General features: G+C 62.3%; 13 protein-coding genes and 1 pseudogene. 4 read left to right on the top strand and 10 right to left on the bottom strand.

The features are described 5' to 3' along the window. Window positions 1-59: 59 nt before the first annotated feature. The 4 genes from glmS to gltB form a co-directional block, all read right to left on the bottom strand. Window positions 60-1,889 carry a glutamine--fructose-6-phosphate transaminase (isomerizing) gene (gene glmS / locus RUW20_RS08105; protein ID WP_313951697.1) on the bottom strand — a complete coding sequence of 610 codons (1,830 nt, stop codon included), beginning with the start codon at window positions 1,887-1,889 and terminating at the stop codon, window positions 60-62. A 7-nt stretch (window positions 1,890-1,896) separates the two neighbouring features. Then, the gene (gene glmU / locus RUW20_RS08100; RefSeq protein WP_313951696.1) at window positions 1,897-3,255 is read right to left on the bottom strand and encodes a bifunctional UDP-N-acetylglucosamine diphosphorylase/glucosamine-1-phosphate N-acetyltransferase GlmU; all 1,359 of its coding nucleotides are present in this window, start codon (window positions 3,253-3,255) and stop codon (window positions 1,897-1,899) included. A gap of 294 nt (window positions 3,256-3,549) precedes the next feature. Beyond that, complete coding sequence (locus RUW20_RS08095) at window positions 3,550-4,992, bottom strand: glutamate synthase subunit beta (RefSeq protein WP_313951694.1); 1,443 nt, start codon at window positions 4,990-4,992, stop codon at window positions 3,550-3,552. Window positions 4,993-4,994: 2 nt separating this feature from the next. Next, the gene (gene gltB / locus RUW20_RS08090; RefSeq protein WP_313951693.1) at window positions 4,995-9,674 is read right to left on the bottom strand and encodes a glutamate synthase large subunit; all 4,680 of its coding nucleotides are present in this window, start codon (window positions 9,672-9,674) and stop codon (window positions 4,995-4,997) included. A gap of 670 nt (window positions 9,675-10,344) precedes the next feature. Here gltB and RUW20_RS08085 point away from each other — a divergent pair. From RUW20_RS08085 to RUW20_RS08075, 3 genes are all read left to right on the top strand, one after another. Further along, the gene (locus RUW20_RS08085) at window positions 10,345-11,937 is read left to right on the top strand and encodes a Re/Si-specific NAD(P)(+) transhydrogenase subunit alpha (RefSeq protein WP_313951691.1); all 1,593 of its coding nucleotides are present in this window, start codon (window positions 10,345-10,347) and stop codon (window positions 11,935-11,937) included. Window positions 11,938-11,949: 12 nt separating this feature from the next. After that, window positions 11,950-13,362: a Re/Si-specific NAD(P)(+) transhydrogenase subunit beta gene (pntB, locus tag RUW20_RS08080; protein ID WP_313951690.1), complete on the top strand. Its 1,413-nt coding sequence runs from the start codon at window positions 11,950-11,952 to the stop codon at window positions 13,360-13,362. A gap of 305 nt (window positions 13,363-13,667) precedes the next feature. Then, on the top strand, window positions 13,668-14,129 hold the full coding sequence (locus RUW20_RS08075; RefSeq protein ID WP_313951689.1) for a CBS domain-containing protein: 462 nt from the start codon (window positions 13,668-13,670) through the stop codon (window positions 14,127-14,129). 213 nt (window positions 14,130-14,342) lie between these two features. Here RUW20_RS08075 and RUW20_RS08070 read toward each other — a convergent pair. The 6 genes and pseudogenes from RUW20_RS08070 to RUW20_RS08045 form a co-directional block, all read right to left on the bottom strand. Beyond that, window positions 14,343-14,632: pseudogene (locus RUW20_RS08070) on the bottom strand (transposase); the annotation flags it as partial. A gap of 76 nt (window positions 14,633-14,708) precedes the next feature. Then, complete coding sequence (gene ilvN / locus RUW20_RS08065; RefSeq protein ID WP_313951688.1) at window positions 14,709-15,017, bottom strand: acetolactate synthase small subunit; 309 nt, start codon at window positions 15,015-15,017, stop codon at window positions 14,709-14,711. Between the two features lie 3 nt (window positions 15,018-15,020). Next, a complete protein-coding gene (ilvB, locus tag RUW20_RS08060) occupies window positions 15,021-16,739 on the bottom strand; it encodes an acetolactate synthase large subunit (protein WP_313951687.1) in 1,719 nt (572 codons plus the stop codon). Between the two features lie 401 nt (window positions 16,740-17,140). Further along, a complete protein-coding gene (locus tag RUW20_RS08055; protein WP_313951686.1) occupies window positions 17,141-18,412 on the bottom strand; it encodes a cation:proton antiporter in 1,272 nt (423 codons plus the stop codon). Window positions 18,413-18,784: 372 nt separating this feature from the next. Continuing rightward, on the bottom strand, window positions 18,785-19,249 hold the full coding sequence (locus RUW20_RS08050; RefSeq protein ID WP_313951685.1) for a CBS domain-containing protein: 465 nt from the start codon (window positions 19,247-19,249) through the stop codon (window positions 18,785-18,787). Window positions 19,250-19,478: 229 nt separating this feature from the next. Continuing rightward, on the bottom strand, window positions 19,479-20,114 hold the full coding sequence (locus RUW20_RS08045) for a c-type cytochrome (protein ID WP_313951684.1): 636 nt from the start codon (window positions 20,112-20,114) through the stop codon (window positions 19,479-19,481). Between the two features lie 122 nt (window positions 20,115-20,236). On the opposite strand from RUW20_RS08045, the gene yihA reads away from it, so the two are divergent. Next, a complete protein-coding gene (gene yihA, locus RUW20_RS08040; protein ID WP_313951683.1) occupies window positions 20,237-20,941 on the top strand; it encodes a ribosome biogenesis GTP-binding protein YihA/YsxC in 705 nt (234 codons plus the stop codon). The last annotated feature ends 91 nt before the right edge of the window (window positions 20,942-21,032 follow it).

The following is a 21,032-nucleotide window of genomic DNA, read 5'->3' as shown; positions in this document are numbered from 1 at the left end:
TTTTCGCCGCTCGACGATTATGGTGGATACGTCTCGCTCGGCCGCTTGCCTGCCGCGGCTTACTCGACAGTTACCGATTTCGCCAGATTGCGCGGCTTGTCCACATCGGTGCCGCGGACCAGCGCGACGTGGTAGGCGAGCAGTTGCAGCGGCACGACGTGCAGCAGGGCCGAGAGCGCGCCGTAGTGCTCGGGCAGGTGCAGGACGTGAATGCCGTCCGACTCCTGCATTTCGCTGTCGGCGTCGGCAAAGACGTAGAGTTCGCCGCCGCGGGCGCGCACTTCCTGCAGATTGGACTTGAGCTTTTCGATCAGCGCGTCGTTGGGAGCGACGGCGATCACCGGCATGTCGCGGTCGACCAGTGCCAGCGGGCCATGCTTGAGTTCGCCGGCCGGGTAGGCCTCGGCGTGGATGTAGGAGATTTCCTTGAGCTTGAGCGCGCCTTCCATGGCGATCGGGTAATGACGGCCACGCCCGAGAAACAGGGCGTGCTGTTTCATCGAGAACTGCTCGGCCCAGGCACGGATCTCGGGCTCTATTTCGAGGATCTTGGTGACGGCGATCGGCAGGTGGCGCAGGGCATGCAGTTCGGCGACTTCGGCCTGCTCGTCGAGACGACCGCGCAGCTTGGCCAGCACCAGGGTCAGCAGGTAGAGCGCGGCGAGCTGGGTGGTGAAGGCCTTGGTCGAGGCGACGCCGATTTCCGGCCCGGCGCGGGTGATGAAGCGCAGGCTGTTTTCGCGCACCAGCGAGGATTCGGGGACGTTGCAGATGCACAAGGTACGCTGCATGCCGAGCGACTTGGCGTGGTGCAACGCCGCCAGGGTGTCGGCCGTTTCGCCGGACTGGGAGATGGTGACCACCAGCGTCTGGGGATCGGGCACCGAGTCACGATAGCGGTACTCGCTGGCGACTTCGACCGAACACGGGATGCCGGCGATCGATTCGAGCCAGTAGCGCGCGACCAGGCCCGCGTGATAGCTGGTGCCGCAGGCGATGATCAGCACCTGCTTGACTTCCCGCAGGATCTCTTCGCTGGCGGCGCCGAACAGGCCTGGCTGGATGCTGTGCGCAGTGCCGAGCATCTCGAGCGTGTTGGCCAGAGCGACCGGCTGCTCGAAGATTTCCTTCTGCATGTAGTGCCGGTACTCACCCAGCTCGATGGCGTCAGCCGAGAGTTGCGATTCGCTCTCGGCACGTTCCACCGGGGTACCGTCGACCCGCGTGATGCGGTAGCTGTCGCGCATCAGTTCGGCGCAGTCACCGTTCTCCAGATAGACGATCCGGCGGGTAACCTGCAACAGCGCCGAGGCGTCCGAGGCGGCGTAGCAGCCGTCGTCGGTGACGCCAAGCAACAGCGGCGACCCTTCGCGCGCCACCACCACCCGGGTCGGGTCGGCTTCGCGCAGCACGGCGATGGCGTAGGCCCCGTGCAACTGAGCGATGGCCAGGCGAACGGCGGAGAGGAAATCCGGCGCGGTCTTCAGCTCGTGGGCGATGAGATGGGCAACCACCTCGGTATCCGTATCCGAGGTGAACTCGTAACCGGCGGCCGTGAGACGTGCGCGCAGCGCCTCATGATTTTCGATGATGCCGTTGTGGACAACGGCCAGTCCCTCGGAAATGTGCGGATGGGCATTGCGCTCGCTCGGGACGCCGTGCGTTGCCCAGCGCGTGTGAGCGATGCCGGTATTACCGTAGACCTGTGCGCTTTCGGCCTGCGCGGTGAGTTCGGCGACGCGGCCGACGGAACGCAGGCGTCGCAGCCCGGAGCCGTTGAGCAGCGCCAGGCCGGCAGAATCATAGCCGCGGTATTCGAGTTTGCGCAGGCCTTCGAGAAGGACGGGAACGATATTGCGGTCGGCGACCGCGGCAACGATGCCACACATGGTCAGCTCATTTCTTTACTTTTTGTGGCCGTTTCCAGCCGGGAAGGGAAAGCTGCTTGGCGCGCGAGAGGGTCAGCGCGTCAGGCGGGGCGTCCTTGGTCAGGGTCGTGCCGGCACCGAGGGTGGCGCCACGACCGACGGTGACCGGGGCGACCAGTTGCGTGTCGGAGCCGATGAAGGCGTCGTCCTCGATGATCGTCTTGAATTTGTTGGCGCCGTCGTAGTTACAGGTGATGGTGCCGGCGCCGATGTTCACCCGGCTGCCGATGATCGCATCGCCGATATACGCAAGGTGATTGGCCTTCGATTGCGCGGCAACCTTGGCGTTCTTGAGTTCGACGAAGTTGCCGACGTGCACGCCGGCGGCGAGTTCGGTGCCCGGGCGCAGCCGGGCGAAGGGGCCGATGACGCCGTCGGGACCGACGATGGCCTCTTCAATATGGCTGAAGGCGGCGAGGCGCGATCCGGCGCCGATAGTGGCGTTCTTGAGCACACAGGAGGGGCCGATTTCGACGGCTTCGTCGAGCACCACCTTGCCTTCGAAGACACAGTTCACGTCGATGAAGACGTCGCGCCCGCAAACCAGCTCGCCGCGGACATCGATACGCGCCGGGTCGGCCAGACGCACACCCTGTTCCATCAGGCGCTCGGCGATGCGCCGCTGCGCAATCCGCTCGAGTTCGGCCAGTTGCACCTTGCTATTGACCCCCAACACTTCCCATTCACCCTGCGGCTGCGCGGTACGGATCGCCACGCCGTCGGCGACCGCCATGCCGACGATGTCGGTCAGGTAGTACTCCTGCTGCGCGTTGTCGTTCGATAGCCGGCCAAGCCATTCGGCGAGGCGGGCAGTCGGCAGCGCGACGATGCCGGTATTGATTTCGTGGATGGCGCGCTGGTCGGCCGAGGCGTCTTTCTGCTCGACGATGCGCACCACGTCGCCGGCAGCATTGCGCACGATCCGGCCGTAGCCGCTCGGGTCGGCCAGTTCGACGGTGAGAATGGCCAACGCGTTGCGCGCGGCGTGTGCCAGTTTCTTCAGCGTTTCCGCCTGGATCATCGGTACGTCGCCGTAGAGCACCAGCGTTGTCTCGGCGTCGCCAAGATGCGGCATGGCCTGCATCACGGCGTGGCCGGTACCCAGCTGCGGCTCCTGCAGAGCCCATTTGAGGTCCGGCGCATCGATCGTCGCGCGCACCGCGTCGCCGCCGTGGCCATAGACAATGCAAACGCTCTGCGGAGCAAGGCTACGGGCGGCGTCGATGACGTGTGAAACCAGCGCCTTGCCGGCCACCGGGTGCAGCACCTTCGGCAGGTTGGAATGCATGCGCTTGCCTTGGCCGGCAGCGAGAATGACTATATTCATTGGCTAAACACCCAGTCGGACGGAAAGGTTTGCTCGGTCCTGCGGCCCCCGGCGCGTCGTTCCCGGAGTTGGCGGCACTGCCGGCGACAGCCCTGGACGCCTGCTCTGCTCCACGCTGCCGCCAATGCCTGCCTGGTACTGAACGGCATTATTTCAGGATAGGCGGCGAGACACCCGGAATAATGTCACATCTCGGGGCTGCTGCCTGTTGGACGCGCCGGGCGCACAAAGCAAAGCGCCTGTCCCGGCAAGCTTGCCGAGACAGGCGCGTCTTCAAGTCAAGCGCGAAGCCTCTCAGCGCGGCAGATCGGAACGGCCCATCAGGAACGCATCGACCTCGCGCGCGCATTGCCTGCCCTCGCGAATCGCCCAGACGACCAGCGACTGGCCACGCCGCATGTCCCCGGCGGCGAAGACCTTGGCGACACTGGTCGCATAGCAACCCTCACCATCGGTGGTCGCCTTGACGTTGCCACGGCCATCGAGTTCGAGTGCCAGCTCTTCCAGGAGACCGTTCTTGATCGGCGCCACGAAGCCCATGGCCAACAGCACCAGATCCGCGGGAATCTCGACCTCACTGTCCGGCACTTCTTTCATCTGGCCGTTCTGCCACTCGACACTGACCAGCTTCAAGGCTTTGACCTTGCCGTTCTTGCCGACCAGTTTCTTGGTCGAAACGGCGAAGTCGCGCACGCAACCCTCTTCGTGCGACGACGAGGTGCGCATCTTGAGCGGCCAGTAAGGCCAGGTCAGGCTCTTGTTCTCGGTCTCTGGCGGTTGCGGCATCAATTCGAACTGGGTAACCGATAGCGCCCCGTGGCGGTTGCTGGTGCCGACACAGTCGGAACCGGTATCTCCACCGCCAATCACCACCACCCGCTTACCGGTGGCCTTGATCTGTCCAGGCACCTGATCGCCGGCGTTGACCCGGTTCTGTTGCGGCAGGAAGTCCATCGCAAAGTGCACGCCCTCCAGCTCGCGGCCTGGCACCGGCAGATCACGCGGGGACTCCGCGCCGCCGGCGAGAATCAGCGCATCGAACTCGGCCAGCAGGCGTTCGGCAGGAATCGAGTCGGCCGCATGGCCGCCGATCTCGTGATTGACGCGAAACTCGACGCCCTCGGCCTCCATCTGCGCGACGCGACGGTCGATATGCACCTTTTCCATCTTGAAGTCAGGAATACCGTAGCGCAACAAGCCACCGATGCGATCGCTTTTCTCGAAAACGACGACGCTATGGCCGACGCGCGCCAACTGCTGCGCCGCCGCCAATCCCGCCGGACCGGAACCGACGACCGCGACCGTCTTGCCGGTTTTCACCTTCGGCGGCTGGGGAACGATCCAGCCTTTCTCCCACCCCTTGTCAACAATCGCATGCTCGATCGACTTGATGCCAACCGGATCGGTGTTGATGTTCAAGGTGCAAGCGGCTTCACACGGCGCCGGGCAAATCCGGCCAGTGAAATCCGGGAAGTTGTTGGTTGAGTGCAAGACCGCCAGCGCCTGCTCCCACTGGCCGCGGTATACCAGGTCGTTCCAGTCGGGGATGATGTTGTTGACCGGGCAGCCGGTATTGCAAAACGGGATGCCGCAGTCCATGCAACGCGCACCCTGCAGGCTGGCCTTCGCGTCGTCAAGCGCAACGACGAACTCGCGATAATGCTTGAGGCGCGATGCAGCGGGCTCATATCCCTCCGCCAGACGCTGATACTCCATGAATCCAGTCGGCTTACCCATGCTTATGCTGCCTCCAGTTGCTTTTTGGCCGCCTGCTCGGTGAGCACCCGACGGTACTCGTGCGGCATGATTTTCACGAAGCTCGCGCGATACTTCGCCCAATCGTCGAGCAATCGCCGCGCCTGCAGGCTTCCGGTGCAACGATGATGCTTCTCGATCAGCCCCTTGAGCAAGACCTCGTCGACCACCCCGAGGTGGCGAATGTCGACCCGCCCATGGCCTTCGAGGTCATCGCCGGCGTCGCTCCCCTGGCGCGCCGCAAACTCTTCCTCGACCGGTTCGAGCGACACCTGCGCCATATTGCAGCGCGACTCGAAGGTGGCTTCCTCGTCGAAGACATAGGCCACCCCGCCGGACATGCCGGCAGCAAAGTTTCGGCCGGTCATGCCGAGCACCACCACTGTCCCACCGGTCATGTACTCGCAACCATGGTCACCGACGCCCTCGACCACCGTCGTGGCACCCGAATTACGCACGGCGAAGCGTTCGCCCGCGACGCCGGCAAAGTACGCCTCACCTTCCGTGGCGCCGTACAGGACGGTGTTGCCAACGATGATGTTGTTGAGTGCTTCACCACGGAAACCGGCGTTGGGCCGAACGATGATTCTCCCGCCAGAGAGGCCCTTGCCGACGTAATCGTTGCCTTCACCCACCAGATCCAGGGTCACGCCACGCGCCAGAAAGGCGCCGAAGCTCTGCCCCGCGGTGCCGGTTAGATGGACGTCGATGGTGCCGTCCGGCAATCCGGCATGGCCGTAGCGCTCGGCCACCCGCCCTGAGAGCATGGTGCCGACGGTGCGGTTGATGTTGCGCACCGGCAGATCGATGCTGACCTTTTCACCGCGCTCAAGAGCCGGCCTGGCCAGGGCGATGAGTTCGTTGTCGAGCGCCTTTGCCAGCCCGTGATCCTGCTCTTGCTGGTGAAAAACCTGCGTTTCCAGTGACACCGCTGGACGAGTCAGAAGTCGACGGTAGTCGAGTCCTTTCGCCTTCCAGTGCGAGATCCCCTTCCTCATGTCGAGCAGGTCGGAGCGGCCAATCAGATCGTTGAAGCTGCGAATGCCCATCTCCGCCATCAGCCCGCGCAGCTCCTCGGCCACGAAGAAGAAGTAATTGACCACGTGCTCGGGCTGGCCGGAAAATCTGCGGCGCAGCTCCGGGTCCTGCGTCGCCACGCCCACCGGACAGGTATTGAGGTGGCACTTGCGCATCATGATGCAACCTTCAACGACCAGAGGCGCAGTGGCAAAGCCGAACTCGTCAGCCCCCAGCAACGCACCGATGAGTACGTCTCGGCCTGTTTTCATCTGCCCGTCAACCTGCACCCGGACGCGCCCGCGCAAGCGGTTGATGACCAGCGTCTGCTGCGTCTCGGCAAGTCCGAGCTCCCACGGCGAGCCCGCGTGTTTGATCGACGACTGTGGGCTGGCACCGGTGCCGCCATCGTGCCCGGCGATCACCAGGTGATCTGCCTTGGCCTTGGTGACTCCGGCAGCGACCGTACCGACACCGACTTCGGAGACCAGCTTGACGCTGACCGACGCCTTCGGGTTGGCGTTCTTCAGGTCGTGAATCAACTGCGCCAGGTCTTCGATCGAGTAGATGTCGTGGTGCGGGGGCGGCGAAATCAGGCCGACACCAGGTACCGAGTGGCGCAGGAAACCGATGTACTCGGAGACCTTATGACCGGGAAGTTGGCCGCCCTCGCCGGGCTTGGCCCCTTGCGCCATCTTGATCTGCAGCTGGTCGGCATTGACCAGGTACTCGGCGGTAACGCCGAAGCGCCCGGATGCGACCTGTTTGATCGCCGAGCGCAGACTGTCTCCAGGCTGCAGCAAGTAGTCACGTTCGACGCGCGACTTGCCAATGACGTCCGAAAGATTCTCGCCACCCTTCAAGATCTTGAAGCGCGCCGGGTCTTCGCCGCCTTCACCGGTATTCGACTTGCCGCCGAGGCGGTTCATGGCAATCGCCAGCGTGCTGTGGGCTTCGGTCGAAATTGACCCGAGCGACATTGCGCCGGTGGCGAAACGCTTGACGATCTCCTTCGCCGGCTCGACCTCGTCGAGCGGCACGGCGGGGCCCGCCGGCTTGATCTCGAACAGCCCACGCAGCGTCATGTGCCGCTTCGTCTGATCGTTGATCAGCGTCGCGTATTCCTTGTAGGTCTCGGGCTTGCCGGTACGCGTCGCGTGCTGCAGCTTGGCGATCGCATCGGGCGTCCACATGTGCTCTTCGCCACGCACGCGATAGGCGTATTCGCCCCCTGCGTCGAGCATCGTTGCCAGCACTGCGTCGTCGCCGAAGGCCTGTCGGTGCAGACAAATTGCTTCTTCCATGACCTCGAAGACGCCGATCCCCTCGACTTGGGTCGAGGTGCCGGTGAAGTACTTGTCCACCATCTTCGCCTGCAAACCGACGGCTTCGAAGATCTGCGCCCCGGTGTAGGACATATAGGTCGAGATGCCCATCTTGGACATCACCTTGAGGAGGCCCTTGCCAACGCCCTTGATGAAATGCTTGATCGCCTTGTCACCCTTTTCGGCGTCGCCACCGGCGAGGTCCTGCAGGGTTTCCAGCGCGAGATAGGGGTGCACTGCCTCGGCACCGTAGCCGGCCAGGACCGCGAAGTGATGGGTCTCACGCGCGGCGCCGGTTTCGACGACGAGGCCGACGCGCGTACGCAGGCCCTTGGTGACCAGATGCTGATGCACCGCGGAGGTGGCCAGCAAGGCCGGGATGGCCACATGTTCGGCATCGAACTTGCGGTCCGAAACAATCAGGATGCTGGACCCCTGATGGACGTGGTCCTCGGCTTCGTGACAGAGCGAGGCCAGCCGCGCTTCAACGCCCTCGTTACCCCAGGCCAGCGGGTAGCAGATATCGAGTTCGGCCGAGTGGAACTTGTTGCCGGTGTACGCAGCGATGCGGCGTAACTTGGCGATGTTGTCGAAGTCGAGGACTGGCTGGGCAACTTCGAGACGGTACGGCGGGTTGATTTCGTTGATCCCGAGCAGGTTCGGCTTGGGACCGATGAACGACACCAGCGACATCACCAGCTGTTCACGGATCGGGTCGATCGGCGGATTGGTCACCTGTGCAAACAGCTGCCGGAAATAGTTGAACAGCGGCTTGCTGCGATTCGACAGGACGGCCAGTGGCGAGTCGTTGCCCATCGAGCCGGTGGCCTCTTCACCCGAGTTGGCCATCGGCTCGAGAATGAACTTGAGATCTTCCTGGCTATAACCGAAAGCCTGCTGACGGTCGAGCAACGAGGCCGAGTAGGTCCGCGCCGGCCCGGTTGCCGGCGACGGCAGATCGTCGAGCCTGATGTTGATGCGGCTCAGCCAGTCTTCGTAGGGCTTCAGGCGCGACAGCGTGTCCTTCAGCTCGCGGTCCTCGATAATGCGTCCCTGATCGAGGTCGATGAGGAACATCTTGCCCGGCTGCAGACGCCATTTCTTGACGATCCGCTCCTCGGGAATCGGCAACACCCCCGCTTCCGAAGCCATCACCACCAGATCGTCATCGGTGACCAGATAACGCGCCGGGCGCAGGCCGTTGCGGTCAAGGGTGGCACCGATCTGGCGACCATCGGTGAAGGCGACGGCAGCCGGACCATCCCAGGGTTCCATCATCGCCGCGTGGTATTTGTAGAAGGCGCTACGCTTCGGATCCATCAGCGTGTGCGATTCCCAGGCTTCCGGGATCATCATCATCATCGCGTGGGCGAGCGAATAGCCGCCCATGACCAGCAGCTCGAGAGAATTGTCGAAGGCGGCGGAATCGGACTGTCCGGGATAGATCAGCGGCCAGATCTTGTCCAGGTCGGCACCAAGCATCGGCGACCAGGTGCCCTTCTCGCGCGCGCGCATCCAGTTGTAGTTGCCGCGTACGGTGTTGATCTCCCCGTTGTGCGCAATCATTCGGTACGGGTGGGCAAGCTGCCAGGTGGGGAAGGTGTTGGTCGAAAAACGCTGGTGAACCAGGGCCAGCGCCGAGGCACACCGCGGATCCTCGAGGTCGGTGTAGTACTTGCCGACCTGACCGGCCAGCAACAAGCCTTTGTAGACTATCGTACGCGCCGAAACTGACGGCTGATAGAACTCCTTGCTGTGTTTCAGTCCGAGCGCCAGGATGGCGTTGGCAGCGCAGCGACGGATCGCATAGAGCTTGCGCTCGAGCGCGTCGGTAACCATGATGTCCGCGCCACGGCCGATGAATATCTGGCGAATCACCGGCTCACGCGCGCGAACTACGGGCGACATCGGCAGGCTGTGATCGACCGGCACATCGCGCCAGCCGAGGACGACCTGGCCCTCAGCGCGCACCGCACGCTCGATTTCTTCCTGACAGGCAAGGCGCGAAGCCGACTCCTTGGGCAGAAAGACCATTCCCACGCCGTAGTCACCGGCAGGCGGTAAGCGCACCCCTTTCTCGGCCATCTCCTCACGGAACAAGGCGTCAGGAATCTGGATCAGGATCCCGGCACCGTCGCCCATCAAGGGGTCGGCGCCCACCGCGCCGCGGTGATCCAGGTTGTTCAGGATCAACAGCCCCTGCTCGATGATCGAGTGACTCTTCTTGCCCCGAATGTGCGCTACAAAACCGACGCCACAGGCGTCGTGCTCGTTTGCCGGGTCATAGAGCCCCTGCCTTTCAGGTATGGTCGAATCGATCACGCTCGAATCCTCACAAAAAAACTGGTACCCGCGCGACCTCCACCGCAAACGTCGCAGAATCCGGCGCAACGCCGGACGACAGGGCACTCTGGGCGACCGAGCACTATACGCCTATTGCGTCGGTCGTTCAATATGCTGCATTGCACCAAGGCAGTGCGCAGCGCGGCCACTTTCGCACAGGAATAATGCGCCGGACAGACGCCAGCCGCTTTTACCCACGCTTTAGCGGAGCCGTCGACATCAGAGCAAATTTCGCGCCTGCTCGGCGACCAGTCGGCGAGGAAAAGGCAACGCCGATCATCGCCCAGGGTCTGGGGGAGAAGAGCACTCTGCATCTGGGTGGCGATGGCAACGTCAGGTGGCGGTGTCGTTGTGGCACTGACTTTGTCTCCGGCATGGGAGTGGCGTTTTCCACGTGAGTTCCCATGGTGAAGTCCGCTTTGAGCTTGTGGTAAGCTGCGGTCGCAGCGGGCTTGGCGACGACCTTTTGGTCGCTGCGCGCCAGGCCGCAGCCAGCGGAAGCTTGCTCGGCGCGCGTTGGCGCAGGGATTCTTCGACCGTATTCTGGTCAACACTGGCGATTGGCACTTGTGGGGGGAGCGGGTTCCGCAGCTGGGGGACCGGTTTTTTTTGAACACTGGCACCAACGAGACAAGGGATGGAGGACTGAATGCCGCTAACAATCGGAGTTCCAAAAGAGGTTGCCGAAGGGGAAAAACGCGTTGCGACCGTACCTGAGGTTGTCGAGAAACTGATCAAGCTGGGGTTTGCGGTTCGCGTTGAAGCCGGCGCGGGCGAAGCCGCCACCGTTTCCGACGATGCGTACCGCGCCGCTGGCGCTGAAATTGTCGAAGGGGCAGCCGCCTTGTGGTCGGCTGCGGACATCATTTTCAAGGTGCGTGCGCCATCTCCGGAAGAAGTCGGCCTGCTGCGCGAGGGTAGCACGCTGGTGAGTTTTGTCTGGCCGGCGCAGAATCCGGAACTGCTGGAGCAACTGGCCGCGCGCAAGGTCACCGTGCTGGCCATCGACGCGCTGCCGCGCACGCTCAGCCGCGCCCAGAAGATGGACGCGCTGACCTCTCAGGCTGGCGTCGCCGGCTACCGCGCCGTGATCGAGGCCGCCAACGCCTTCGACCGCTTCTTTAGCGGGCAGATCACTGCTGCCGGCAAGGTGCAGCCAGCCAAGGTCTTCATCGCCGGTGCCGGCGTGGCTGGTTTGGCCGCGATTGGTACTGCCGCCAGTCTCGGCGCCATTGTCCGCGCCAATGACACGCGTGCCGAAGTGGCCGATCAGGTAGTGTCGCTGGGCGGCGAATTCGTCAAGGTCGATTACGAGGAAGAGGGCTCCGGCGGGGGCGGTTACGCCAAAGTCATGAGCGAAGGCTTTCAGAAAGCCCAGCGCGAGATGTACGCCAAGCAGGCCCGTGATGTGGACATCATCATCACCACCGCGCTGATCCCCGGCAAGCCCGCGCCGAAGCTGATCACCGCCGAGATGGTGCAGTCGATGAAAGCCGGTAGCGTCATCGTCGACATGGCGGCCGAGCAGGGCGGTAACTGCGAGCTTACCGAACCGGGGCTGGCCGTGGTCAAGCACGGCGTCACCATCGTCGGCTACACCGACCTGGTCAGCCGTCTGGCGAAGCAGTCATCGACGCTCTACGCCACCAACCTGTTTCGCCTGAGCGAAGAGCTGTGCAAGACCAAGGATGGGGTCATCGACGTCAATATGGATGACGAAGCCATCCGCGGCCTGACCGTCGTCAAGGAAGGCAACATCACCTGGCCGCCACCAGCGCCCAAGGTGTCAGCTGCGCCGGCAAAGCCGGCCGCTGCCAAACCCGCGGTTGCTGCAGCGAAGTCGCATGGTCACGGCGGCGCCAGCGCGCCTTCGTCCACCAAGAAAGCGGCGGTGGTCTTTGCCGTCGCGGCACTGTTCTTCTGGTTCATCGGCGCCGGCGCGCCGCCGGCCTTCCTTGCCCACTTCACGGTCTTCGTGTTGGCCTGCTTCGTCGGCTACATGGTGGTCTGGAACGTCAAGCCGGCGCTGCACACCCCGCTGATGAGTGTCACCAACGCGATCAGCAGCATCATCGCCATTGGTGCCCTGGTGCAAATCGCGCCACCGATGGATGCGATCAGCCTCGACCGGCCCGACGGCTGGATTAGAGTCCTGGCAATCTTTGCCATGATCCTGGCGACCATCAACATGTTCGGTGGTTTCGCCGTCACCCAGCGCATGCTGGCAATGTTCCGCAAATAGGAGTCGATGAACATGTCTCAAAGCTTGGCAACCGTCTCCTATATCGGAGCGACAATCCTCTTCATCCTCTGCCTGGGCGGCCTCAGCAACCAGGAAACGGCCCGCCGCGGCAATCTCTACGGCATGGTCGGCATGGGCATTGCCGTTCTGGCAACGGTCTTTGGCCCGCAGGTGAGCAGCACGGCCTACGCGTGGATCATTGCGGCGATGCTGATCGGCGCCAACATCGGCCTGTATGCCGCGCGCACCGTCCAGATGACGCAGATGCCCGAACTGGTCGCGCTGATGCACAGCATGGTCGGTCTGGCGGCGATGTTTGTCGGCTTCGCCAACTACATCGACCCGGCCGCGGCAGCGCACCTGAGCGGTGCGGAAAAGTCGATCCACGAAATCGAAATCTACATCGGCATCCTGATCGGCGCGGTGACTTTCTCGGGCTCGGTGATCGCTTTCGGCAAGCTGTCCGGCAAGCTTTCCGGCAATCCGCTGATACTGCCGGCACGCCACGGGCTCAACCTCACCGGACTGCTGGTGGTCATTTTTTGCGGCTGGCTGTTTGTGCACACCGACTCGACCGGCGCCGGCGTGATGTACCTGATCGTGATGACCATCATCGCCCTGGCCTTTGGCGTGCACATGGTGATGGCCATCGGTGGCGCCGACATGCCGGTGGTGGTCTCGATGCTCAACAGCTACTCGGGCTGGGCGGCTGCGGCAACCGGCTTCATGCTCTCCAATGACCTGTTGATCGTCACCGGGGCGCTGGTCGGTTCGAGCGGTGCGATCCTCTCGTACATCATGTGTGCGGCGATGAATCGCCACTTCCTCAGCGTCATCGCCGGCGGCTTCGGCACCGGCGGCGGAACGCCGGCGGCTGGCGATGGGCAACCGGCGGGCGAAGTACAACCGATCCTCGCGCCGGAAACCGCCGAACTGCTGCTCGACGCCAAGAATGTGATCATCATTCCAGGCTACGGAATGGCGGTGGCGCAGGCCCAGCACACGGTTTACGAGATCACGCGCTTCCTCCGTGAGAAGGGCGTCAATGTTCGTTTCGGCATCCATCCGGTCGCTGGCCGCATGCCCGGCCACATGAACGTGCTGCTCGCCGAAGCCAAGGTACCCTACGACATCGTCCTGGAAATGGACGAGCTCAACGACGACTTCCCGAAAACCGACGTGGCCATGGTCATTGGTGCCAACGACATCGTCAACCCGGGAGCGCAGGATGACCCGAGTAGCCCGATCGCCGGCATGCCGGTGCTCGAAGCGTGGAAGGCGAAAACCTCGATCGTCATGAAGCGCAGCATGGCGTCGGGTTATGCGGGGGTAGACAATCCGCTCTTCTACAAGGAGAACAATCGCATGCTCTTTGGCGATGCGAAGAAGATGCTTGATGAAGTGCTGGTGGCCATGAAAGGCTGATCCGAAGCTTCTTGCCGCGTCGGAACCCGCTACAACGCCCGCCTTCGCGGGCGTTGTTTTTTGTGCGGCGGCAGCTGGCGGTCGGCAGCACGGCGCAGGAAGATGGCCCTGGAGCCGCGATGCGCTCCCTGATTCTGAAACGTGCTCATGTCGGCCAGCGGAGTGCCTGGCGGCGACCGCGGGCAAGCATTCGCCACCTGAAAAAAGAGGGCTGCGCCGGTTTTCGGATGTCGATCGACATCTGATAGAATCGGCCTGATCAGTCAAGAAGCGTATCGGCTAGCTATCCTAATCCAGGGGGTGACATGGAGGTCAAAGAAGTACTGCAGGTCAAAGATACCGCGCTATTCGCCGTACATCCCGACTCACCGCTTTCGGAAGCCGTGATCATGATGGCCGACAACGACATCGGGTCGGTGATCGTAACGGAGGGAGGAAAGTTGGCGGGAATGCTGACTTTTCGCGAGGTGATGTTGATCCTGGCCAAGCGCCAGACAGAACGTCGTGTCGGACCGACGCCGCCGATCGCCGAGATTCTCGTCCTCGAAGCGATGCACCGCGATCCACCAACCACCGATCTGGAGATGGACGTCGACGAATTGCGTCGCATGATGGTCGATACGCACACGCGCTACGTTCCCGTCATGGAAGGCGATACCATCATCGGTATCGTTTCCTTTCACGACGTCGCCAAGGCAGTGCTGGAGGAGCGCAACATGGAAAACAAGCTGCTCAAGGCCTACATCAAGGATTGGCCTGCCCCTTGATCAAGCGGGGCCATGCCTGGCGAGTGCGCGGCGCGGCGCCAGGCAAGCTCCGGAATCCTCGATCCACCCGCTTTTGAACACCGCTCGACCGGCCTTCAACCCCCGCCCTGCGCAGATGACGGCCAAAGCGCACTTTGACCCGTCGACATACCTGGAGCCCGCTAAGCGTTCTCCGACAGCATATTGCCGACCGGGTGTTGCGCTGCTCGCAGCCAGCGGCAGTAGTTCATTGATCCGGCTATAAGCGAGCCAGGCCGGGAGTTTTTCCAGCGTTTGCTTGAGCCCGGCAAACGGGGCTCCAGGCCATTGAGTGTCGTGGCCAAAAGCCTCTGGATGGCGACGGCCCGACAAGCCGCGCGCTCGGAGCCGGTGAACAACCACTTTCGGCGCCCGAGCGTGATCGGTCTGATCGCGTTTTTCCAGCAGATTTTATCGATCGGCAAGTCACCGCTGCTATCGGCATAGCGGCTCAGGGCCGGCCAACGCTTCAGGCGGTCGTCGACGACGACACCCGTGCCCGCATGCAAACGACCCGAACCTGCTCTGTTTCTTATGGGGGGGCGATCTTGCGCTGCATCGCTAGCGAAAGAACTCCTCGAGGCGAACGAAGACCTCGTGCTCGGCACCATGCCGGCGCACGGCGAGAACATCCTCCAGTTTCTCCACCTGCTTGGTCATCTGATCGAGGCGCTCGTCCTCGTTGACCAGCAACCAGATGCGACTGGTGACGCCGCCGCCCACCGGCATCACCAGGATGCCTTCGACGTTGTACGCCCGCCGCGAAAACAGGCCGACGACGTGCGACATGACGCCGGGGTGGTTGTTGACGTCCAGTTCCAGGACCGTGCGCGCCAGCGCCTGATTTTCCATTCGTGAGATCGAGTTCATCGTTCAGCCTCCAATCATGTCCTTGTTGGCGGCGCCGGGTGGCACCATGGGCAATACCTGTTCATGGGTGGCGATGCTGGCATGGATCAGCATCGGCCCGGGTGTGGACAAAGCGGCGGCCAACGCCGCAAGTGGGTCGCTCTCCTTGTCGAGATCAATGGCCGCCACCCCGAAGCCCTCGGCAACGCGAACGAAGTCGGGCATGCCCTTGAACTTCGAGGCGTAAATGCGTTCGCCGTAAAACATCGTCTGTTGCTGAAAAACCAGGCCCAGCGACGAATTGTTCATCAGCACGATTTTGACGTTGACGTTCTCCTCGGCAGCGGTCACCAGTTCCTGCACATTCATCAGAATGCTGCCGTCGCCAGTAAAACAGACCACCGTCCGTTGCGGCTCGGCGAGTGCAGCACCAATGGCTGCCGGCATGCCAAAGCCCATCGTACCGAGGCCGCCGGAGGTCAACCACTGGCGCGGTCGACGCAAGGGGTAGGCTTGCGCCACCCACATCTGATGCTGACCGACATCGGTGGTGATCGTCGCTTCGTCGTCGAGGCAATCGGCGACCGCACGGATCAGCCCGTAGGGCGTACGTGGGTCGTCGATGCCCGGCAGGCGCAGCGGATGATCGGCCTTCAGGCTGGCCACGCGCGACAGCCAGGCATGGCGCTGCTGGAACTCGACGCCTGGCACGAGCATTTGCAGAACGGCGCGAACATCACCGGCAATGCCGACGTGGGCGGTCTTGATCTTGTCGAGTTCCGAGGGATCGATATCGATATGCACAATCTTCGCCTGCGGACAGAACCCTGCGACCTTGCCCGTCGCCCGGTCGTCGAAGCGGGCACCGACGGCGACCAGCAGATCGCACTCGTCGAGCGCGAGATTGGTGTAGCGGGCGCCATGCATGCCGAGCATGCCGAGTGACAGCGGATGCTCGGCCGGCATCGCGCCGAGTGCCATCAAGGTCATCACTGTCGGCAGCCCGGCCTTTTCAGCCAGCGCCACGGCGCCTGCGGCGGCGCCCGAATGCACGACCCCGCCACCGAGGTAGAGAATCGGCTTCCTGGCCTCGTTGATCATTGCCGCGGCCACCTGGATCGCCGCCTGATCCGGCAGCGGGACGACATCGGCACGCCCTGGTTCTGGCCACTCGCTGACCTCGACCAACTGATTCTGCACGTCCTTCGGAATATCGATCAATACCGGTCCGGGACGACCCGAGGCAGCGATGCGGAAGGCACGTGGCACGACATCCAGGAGATCGTCGGCCGAGCCGACCAGAAAATTGTGCTTGGTGATCGGGATGCTCAGACCGTAGGTGTCGACTTCCTGGAAGGCATCGGTACCAATCATTGCGCGTGGTACCTGCCCGGTAATCGCCACCAGCGGAATCGAATCCAGTTTGGCATCGGCAATCGCCGTCAGCAGGTTGGTCGCCCCTGGCCCCGACGAGGCCAGGCACACCGCCGCTACACCGGTCGCACGAGCCATCCCCTGCGCCATGAAACCGCCGCCCTGCTCATGACGAGCAAGAACGTGATGGATCAGCGCCGACTGCGACAAGGCGTCGTAGATCGGCAAAATTGCACCGCCGGGGATGCCGGCCAGCGTACGAACGCCCTGTCGTTCCAGCAGGCGCACGACGATCTGCGCCCCGGTGAGGTTTTCGGGTAGTTGCTTGGGCAAGGGACTCTCCTTAAAAAAGACTGTCGCGTCGGGCATCACCGAGCGTTGGTCCAGAAAAGCGAAACCCCCGTCCGGCTAGCACCGGCGGGGGTTTCTGGAATCTGCGGTCGTTCTTCTAATCTCGACTTATCGTGTTCCGGCCCTCGACGGTGCGCCAGCTAGTACGCGTACCACACGTACTTCGCCTACCAGCGAAGCGCCAACCGCAACGATCACCGCCGCTCCCGCAGGAGCAAGTCGAAAATCAGCAAGGTCATCGGAGCGCGGCATTGTCGTCAGGTCGAGGTCACTAAAGCCAAGGACTGATTAGAACCGAGCACCCAAGAAATAGCAAGCCTCGGTTCGCTTCCGATCGGGTTTCTCGGTCCAGGCCTGCCCTTTGACAACTGCGCGGAGGGCGGTGCGGCTGGGTGATCGCCATCAACCAACAAGCGCATTCATGCCCGCTCGCGCGCATCGGGGGCCGCGTCGTCGCCGCTCGATGCGGTCGCCTCGTCGTCCGGGGGGTCAGGCAAGGGCGGCGCGTCGGGTGGAGCGCGTAGCTGACGGCCAACCTGAAAACTGGCGACCAGAATTAGTGCCGAGGTGGTCAATACCACCAGAATTACCGAACCATTGAGATAGCTCGGCAGTGAAAAAGCCTCGCGAACATGAAGAAAGAGAAGGACGGTGATCAGACCACGCGGCGCGATCCACATCAAAGGCCCGGCCGCGGCCGGACCCAGCATCAGCCGCAGCAGGACAAAACGACTGCCATAGATAACCAGCAGCACCAGGGCGGCGCCAATCCAGGCCTCGGGATAAGCGAGATCGGACAGATCGGTCCAGTAGCCGAGCAGCACGAAGAAAAACCCCCGCACGACGAAGGTCAACTCCACCACCAGGATTCTGAACTCCGACAAGGTTGATTCGTAGTCGCTGCTGACCCACGAACGGATCGGCGGGAAACGGGTAACCAGCGATGGCTTGTTGAGCAGCAGCCCGAGAAACAACACCATAATCAGTGGCGAGAGGTGCAACAGTTCGCCGGTGGCGTAGAGCGCGAACAGACCCGCCAGCAGCGGTACGAAGCGGATCGGCCCAGACACGCGCAACAGCACCACCATCAGCACCAGAGCACACAACATGGAAAGCAGTAGAGACAGTATGCCGCCGCCCAACAGCGCCAGTACTGCGCCCTTGATACTGCCGTCCGAATGCAGCAGCGAAAAAAACACCAAGACCCCGATGATGTCCGACATCGAACTCTCGTACACAATGAACTCGCGCGCCTTGGGCGGGAGAAAAGCGCTGCCAGGAATCGCCACCGCACTGCTGATGACGGCGACTGCCGTGGCCAGCAGAACGGACTGCACAGCGCTGAGGTCGAGCGCGAACCGGACGGCAGCGGCAAAGATGAGGACGGCGATGATGAATCCGGCCGTGGCCAGGAAAAAGGTGGCCCCGATCAAGCGCAAACGCTCGCGCCGCAACTCGATGTCCAGCGCACCTTCCAGCACGATCAGCACGAGACCGATGGTGCCGACGATGGGCACCAGTGTGCCGGCCCAACCGAGCGTCACCTCAAGGGAGTCAAGCATCGGCCGTGCAGCGAGTCCGCTGGCGACCAAGACAATAACCGAAGGTACGCCCCAGCGCCGGCAGAGGCGCTCGACAGAGAAGACGATGAGCAGGAACAGGGAAGCGCTAAGGATGGTGGGATAGGTCACGGTTCAATTCGATGCATAACGAGTGTCGGAAACGCAGCCCATGGCGCCGGAATCCGTGGCGCTTCAGGGCAACGAGAAAACGATATGGGCCACTCTTTATGGTCGTCGCGCTCGCCGACACCGCCTTCACCTTGCGCAACGAAGCGTCCGCAAAAGCACTGTTCGTCAGACCACCTTGACCAATGAGTATCGCCACGCTCGGGATGGGTCGACGCAGCACACGCACACCCTTCCGCCTGCAAACCGGCGTTTGGCGGACACGGCACACGGGCGCGGAAGAGAACTGCAAATGCAACGACGAGCCGCGGAAGCGTGCTCCCGCGGCAGCGAAGACAGTCTCTCGCCCCCGATGAGGGAAGAGTGATTGAGTTGCTAGCCTGGAGGGGTCAAGGGCGCGGCAATTGCTGAACCGGCGATGTACTGTCCCAGCTGCTCGATGATGAACTGCTGTTCGCAGATCATTTCCTTGACCACATCGCCGATGGAAACGATGCCGATGACCTTCTGGTCGTCGTCAAGAACCGGCAAATGGCGGAAGTGTCGCTCGGTCATGATCGCCATGCACTCATCGACCGTCTGCTTGGGCGTCACGTAGAGCACCTTGCCACTCATGATGTCGCGCACCCGGGTATCCTTCGACGACTTGCCGCGAAGGATCATTTTGCGGGCGTAATCTCGCTCCGAGAATATGCCGAGGAGCTGTTCCTGATCAATGACCAGAACCGCACCGACATTGTGTTCGGCCATCACCTGCAATGCCTTGAGCACGGAGTCGTCTGGCGAAACTGTGGCCAACAGCCCACTCTTGCTTTCGAGGATTTGCCTAAGTGTCTTCATGAAGCGTCCTTTCAGGTCAGGAAGTCACTAACACGATCAAAGTGTACTGCCTGCAGCCCAGCAGCGCCACCGTCAAACCAGGAACTGGTTCATCGGGCCCGTACCGGTAGTGCCAAAATCCGTAAGACGAGCTGCTAGATAGCTACCGCCTCTTGTGGCGCGATCATCGGGCAGGCAACTGCCCAGCGGCGGGGCCGCCCGCCGCGCCAGATGGCTGTAAGCTCTCTTGTTAGCGCAGACCGGCAACATACTCGGCGACCGCGTTGATCTGCGGGTCGGAGAGCTTGCCGGCAATAACGCGCATCATTTTCTCCGAATCGTTGGCCCGCTCATGACTGCGGAAAGTCTTCAACTGGTTCACCGTATATTCTGCGTACTGCCCTGCCAGACGCGGATACTGTACCGGCAGACCGGCACCGGCGGGGCCGTGACAGCCGGCACACGCGGGAATACCTTTGTCAAAATCGCCCTTGCGCCACAGCGCCCGGCCTTCGCTAAGGAGCTTTTCGTCCTTGGCCACCGAAGGCTTCATTTTCTGCTGCGAGAAATACACCGACAAGCTCTTCATATCTTCGTCCGACAGTGCTGCGACCATGCCACCCATGATCGCGTTATCGCGCAGCGGTGGCTTTCCGTCGACCGATTTGAAGTTGCTCAGCTGCTTGTACAGATACTCCGGCATCTGGCCAGCAAGGATCGGATTGGCCGACGTCGGACTGTTGCCATCGGCACCGTGGCAGGCAACGCAGAGGCCCTCGGCAATTTCCTGGGCTTTTGCCAGGTCAACCTTTGCGGGCGCCCGTTCTGTGGCCAGGGCGGGTAAACTGGCGACCAGGAGAAGCGCAAGTGCCGTTGTACGAATCATGTCCAAACTCCCATTGACAACAATGACTGATCTGAGGCCGGCGAAGCCAAGCGACAAACCTGATATTCTATATTAGTTTGCCGTCTGGACACGTACCTGTCCACCTACTCTCGGGTTCCGCCATGCCCCTCTTCCAGAAAGCAGCTTTCAGCACCACCGTTGCCGACCTGCGTGACTTGCCTACCGATTCGCAGTGCGAGGTCGCGTTTGCCGGACGCTCGAATGCCGGCAAATCTTCGGCGATCAACACGCTGGCCAACCACACGCGGTTGGCGTTTGTCTCCAAAACACCGGGGCGCACGCAGCATCTGAATTATTTCCAGCTTGAACAGGGCAAATACTTCGTCGACCTGCCGGGTTACGGCTTCGCCAAGGCGCCTGAGGAAATCCGCAGCCAATGGGAAGGCTTGCTCGCGCCCTACCTGCGCTACCGTGAAGCGCTCCGTGGGTTGATCCTGATCATGGACAGTCGCCATCCTCTCACCGAACTCGACCTACAGATGCTCGACTGGTTCGCAGTGACCGGCAAACCGATTCACGTCTTGCTGACCAAGGCTGACAAGCTGACCCGCCAGCAACAGGCCGTGACTCTTCAGGAGGTAAAGGCTGTGCTGGCCGAGATTGGCGGCAACTGCACCCAGCAACTGTTTTCAAGTTTGCAGAAGTCGGGCGTCCGCGAGGCAGAAGCGGTACTCGGCGAGTGGCTAGGCCTGGAAATCACCGAAGAGCGACTACCGCCGACGGGACTGGCAAGCGAAAAGACGGCCCGTCCCAAGAAACGCAGCGCCATCGGGTGGAGCGCTCGGCGTTCTGGCAAAGCGCATTGAGCAAAAAAAGCCCCCGGCAAAGGGGGGCCGGGGGCAACATGCCTTACAGGAATAAGGCACCCGCTCAGGGAGGTGAAGCGGGGGATGGCCA

This window comes from Accumulibacter sp. (assembly GCF_032229525.1).
Classification (GTDB): Bacteria; Pseudomonadota; Gammaproteobacteria; order Burkholderiales; family Rhodocyclaceae; genus Accumulibacter.
This window is presented reverse-complemented; position numbering and strand designations above follow the sequence as displayed.

What these genes read in the sequence shown, in the direction of transcription:
- ilvN (WP_313951688.1), bottom strand. Translation starts at nt 15,017, where the DNA reads ATGAACTCGATCTCACGAATGGAAAATCAGGCGCTGGCGCGCACGGTC.
- RUW20_RS08085 (WP_313951691.1), top strand. Translation starts at nt 10,345, where the DNA reads ATGCCGCTAACAATCGGAGTTCCAAAAGAGGTTGCCGAAGGGGAAAAA.
- RUW20_RS08075 (WP_313951689.1), top strand. Translation starts at nt 13,668, where the DNA reads ATGGAGGTCAAAGAAGTACTGCAGGTCAAAGATACCGCGCTATTCGCC.
- RUW20_RS08095 (WP_313951694.1), bottom strand. Translation starts at nt 4,992, where the DNA reads ATGGGTAAGCCGACTGGATTCATGGAGTATCAGCGTCTGGCGGAGGGA.
- RUW20_RS08050 (WP_313951685.1), bottom strand. Translation starts at nt 19,249, where the DNA reads ATGAAGACACTTAGGCAAATCCTCGAAAGCAAGAGTGGGCTGTTGGCC.
- pntB (WP_313951690.1), top strand. Translation starts at nt 11,950, where the DNA reads ATGTCTCAAAGCTTGGCAACCGTCTCCTATATCGGAGCGACAATCCTC.
- glmU (WP_313951696.1), bottom strand. Translation starts at nt 3,255, where the DNA reads ATGAATATAGTCATTCTCGCTGCCGGCCAAGGCAAGCGCATGCATTCC.
- RUW20_RS08045 (WP_313951684.1), bottom strand. Translation starts at nt 20,114, where the DNA reads ATGATTCGTACAACGGCACTTGCGCTTCTCCTGGTCGCCAGTTTACCC.
- ilvB (WP_313951687.1), bottom strand. Translation starts at nt 16,739, where the DNA reads ATGCCCGACGCGACAGTCTTTTTTAAGGAGAGTCCCTTGCCCAAGCAA.
- glmS (WP_313951697.1), bottom strand. Translation starts at nt 1,889, where the DNA reads ATGTGTGGCATCGTTGCCGCGGTCGCCGACCGCAATATCGTTCCCGTC.
- yihA (WP_313951683.1), top strand. Translation starts at nt 20,237, where the DNA reads ATGCCCCTCTTCCAGAAAGCAGCTTTCAGCACCACCGTTGCCGACCTG.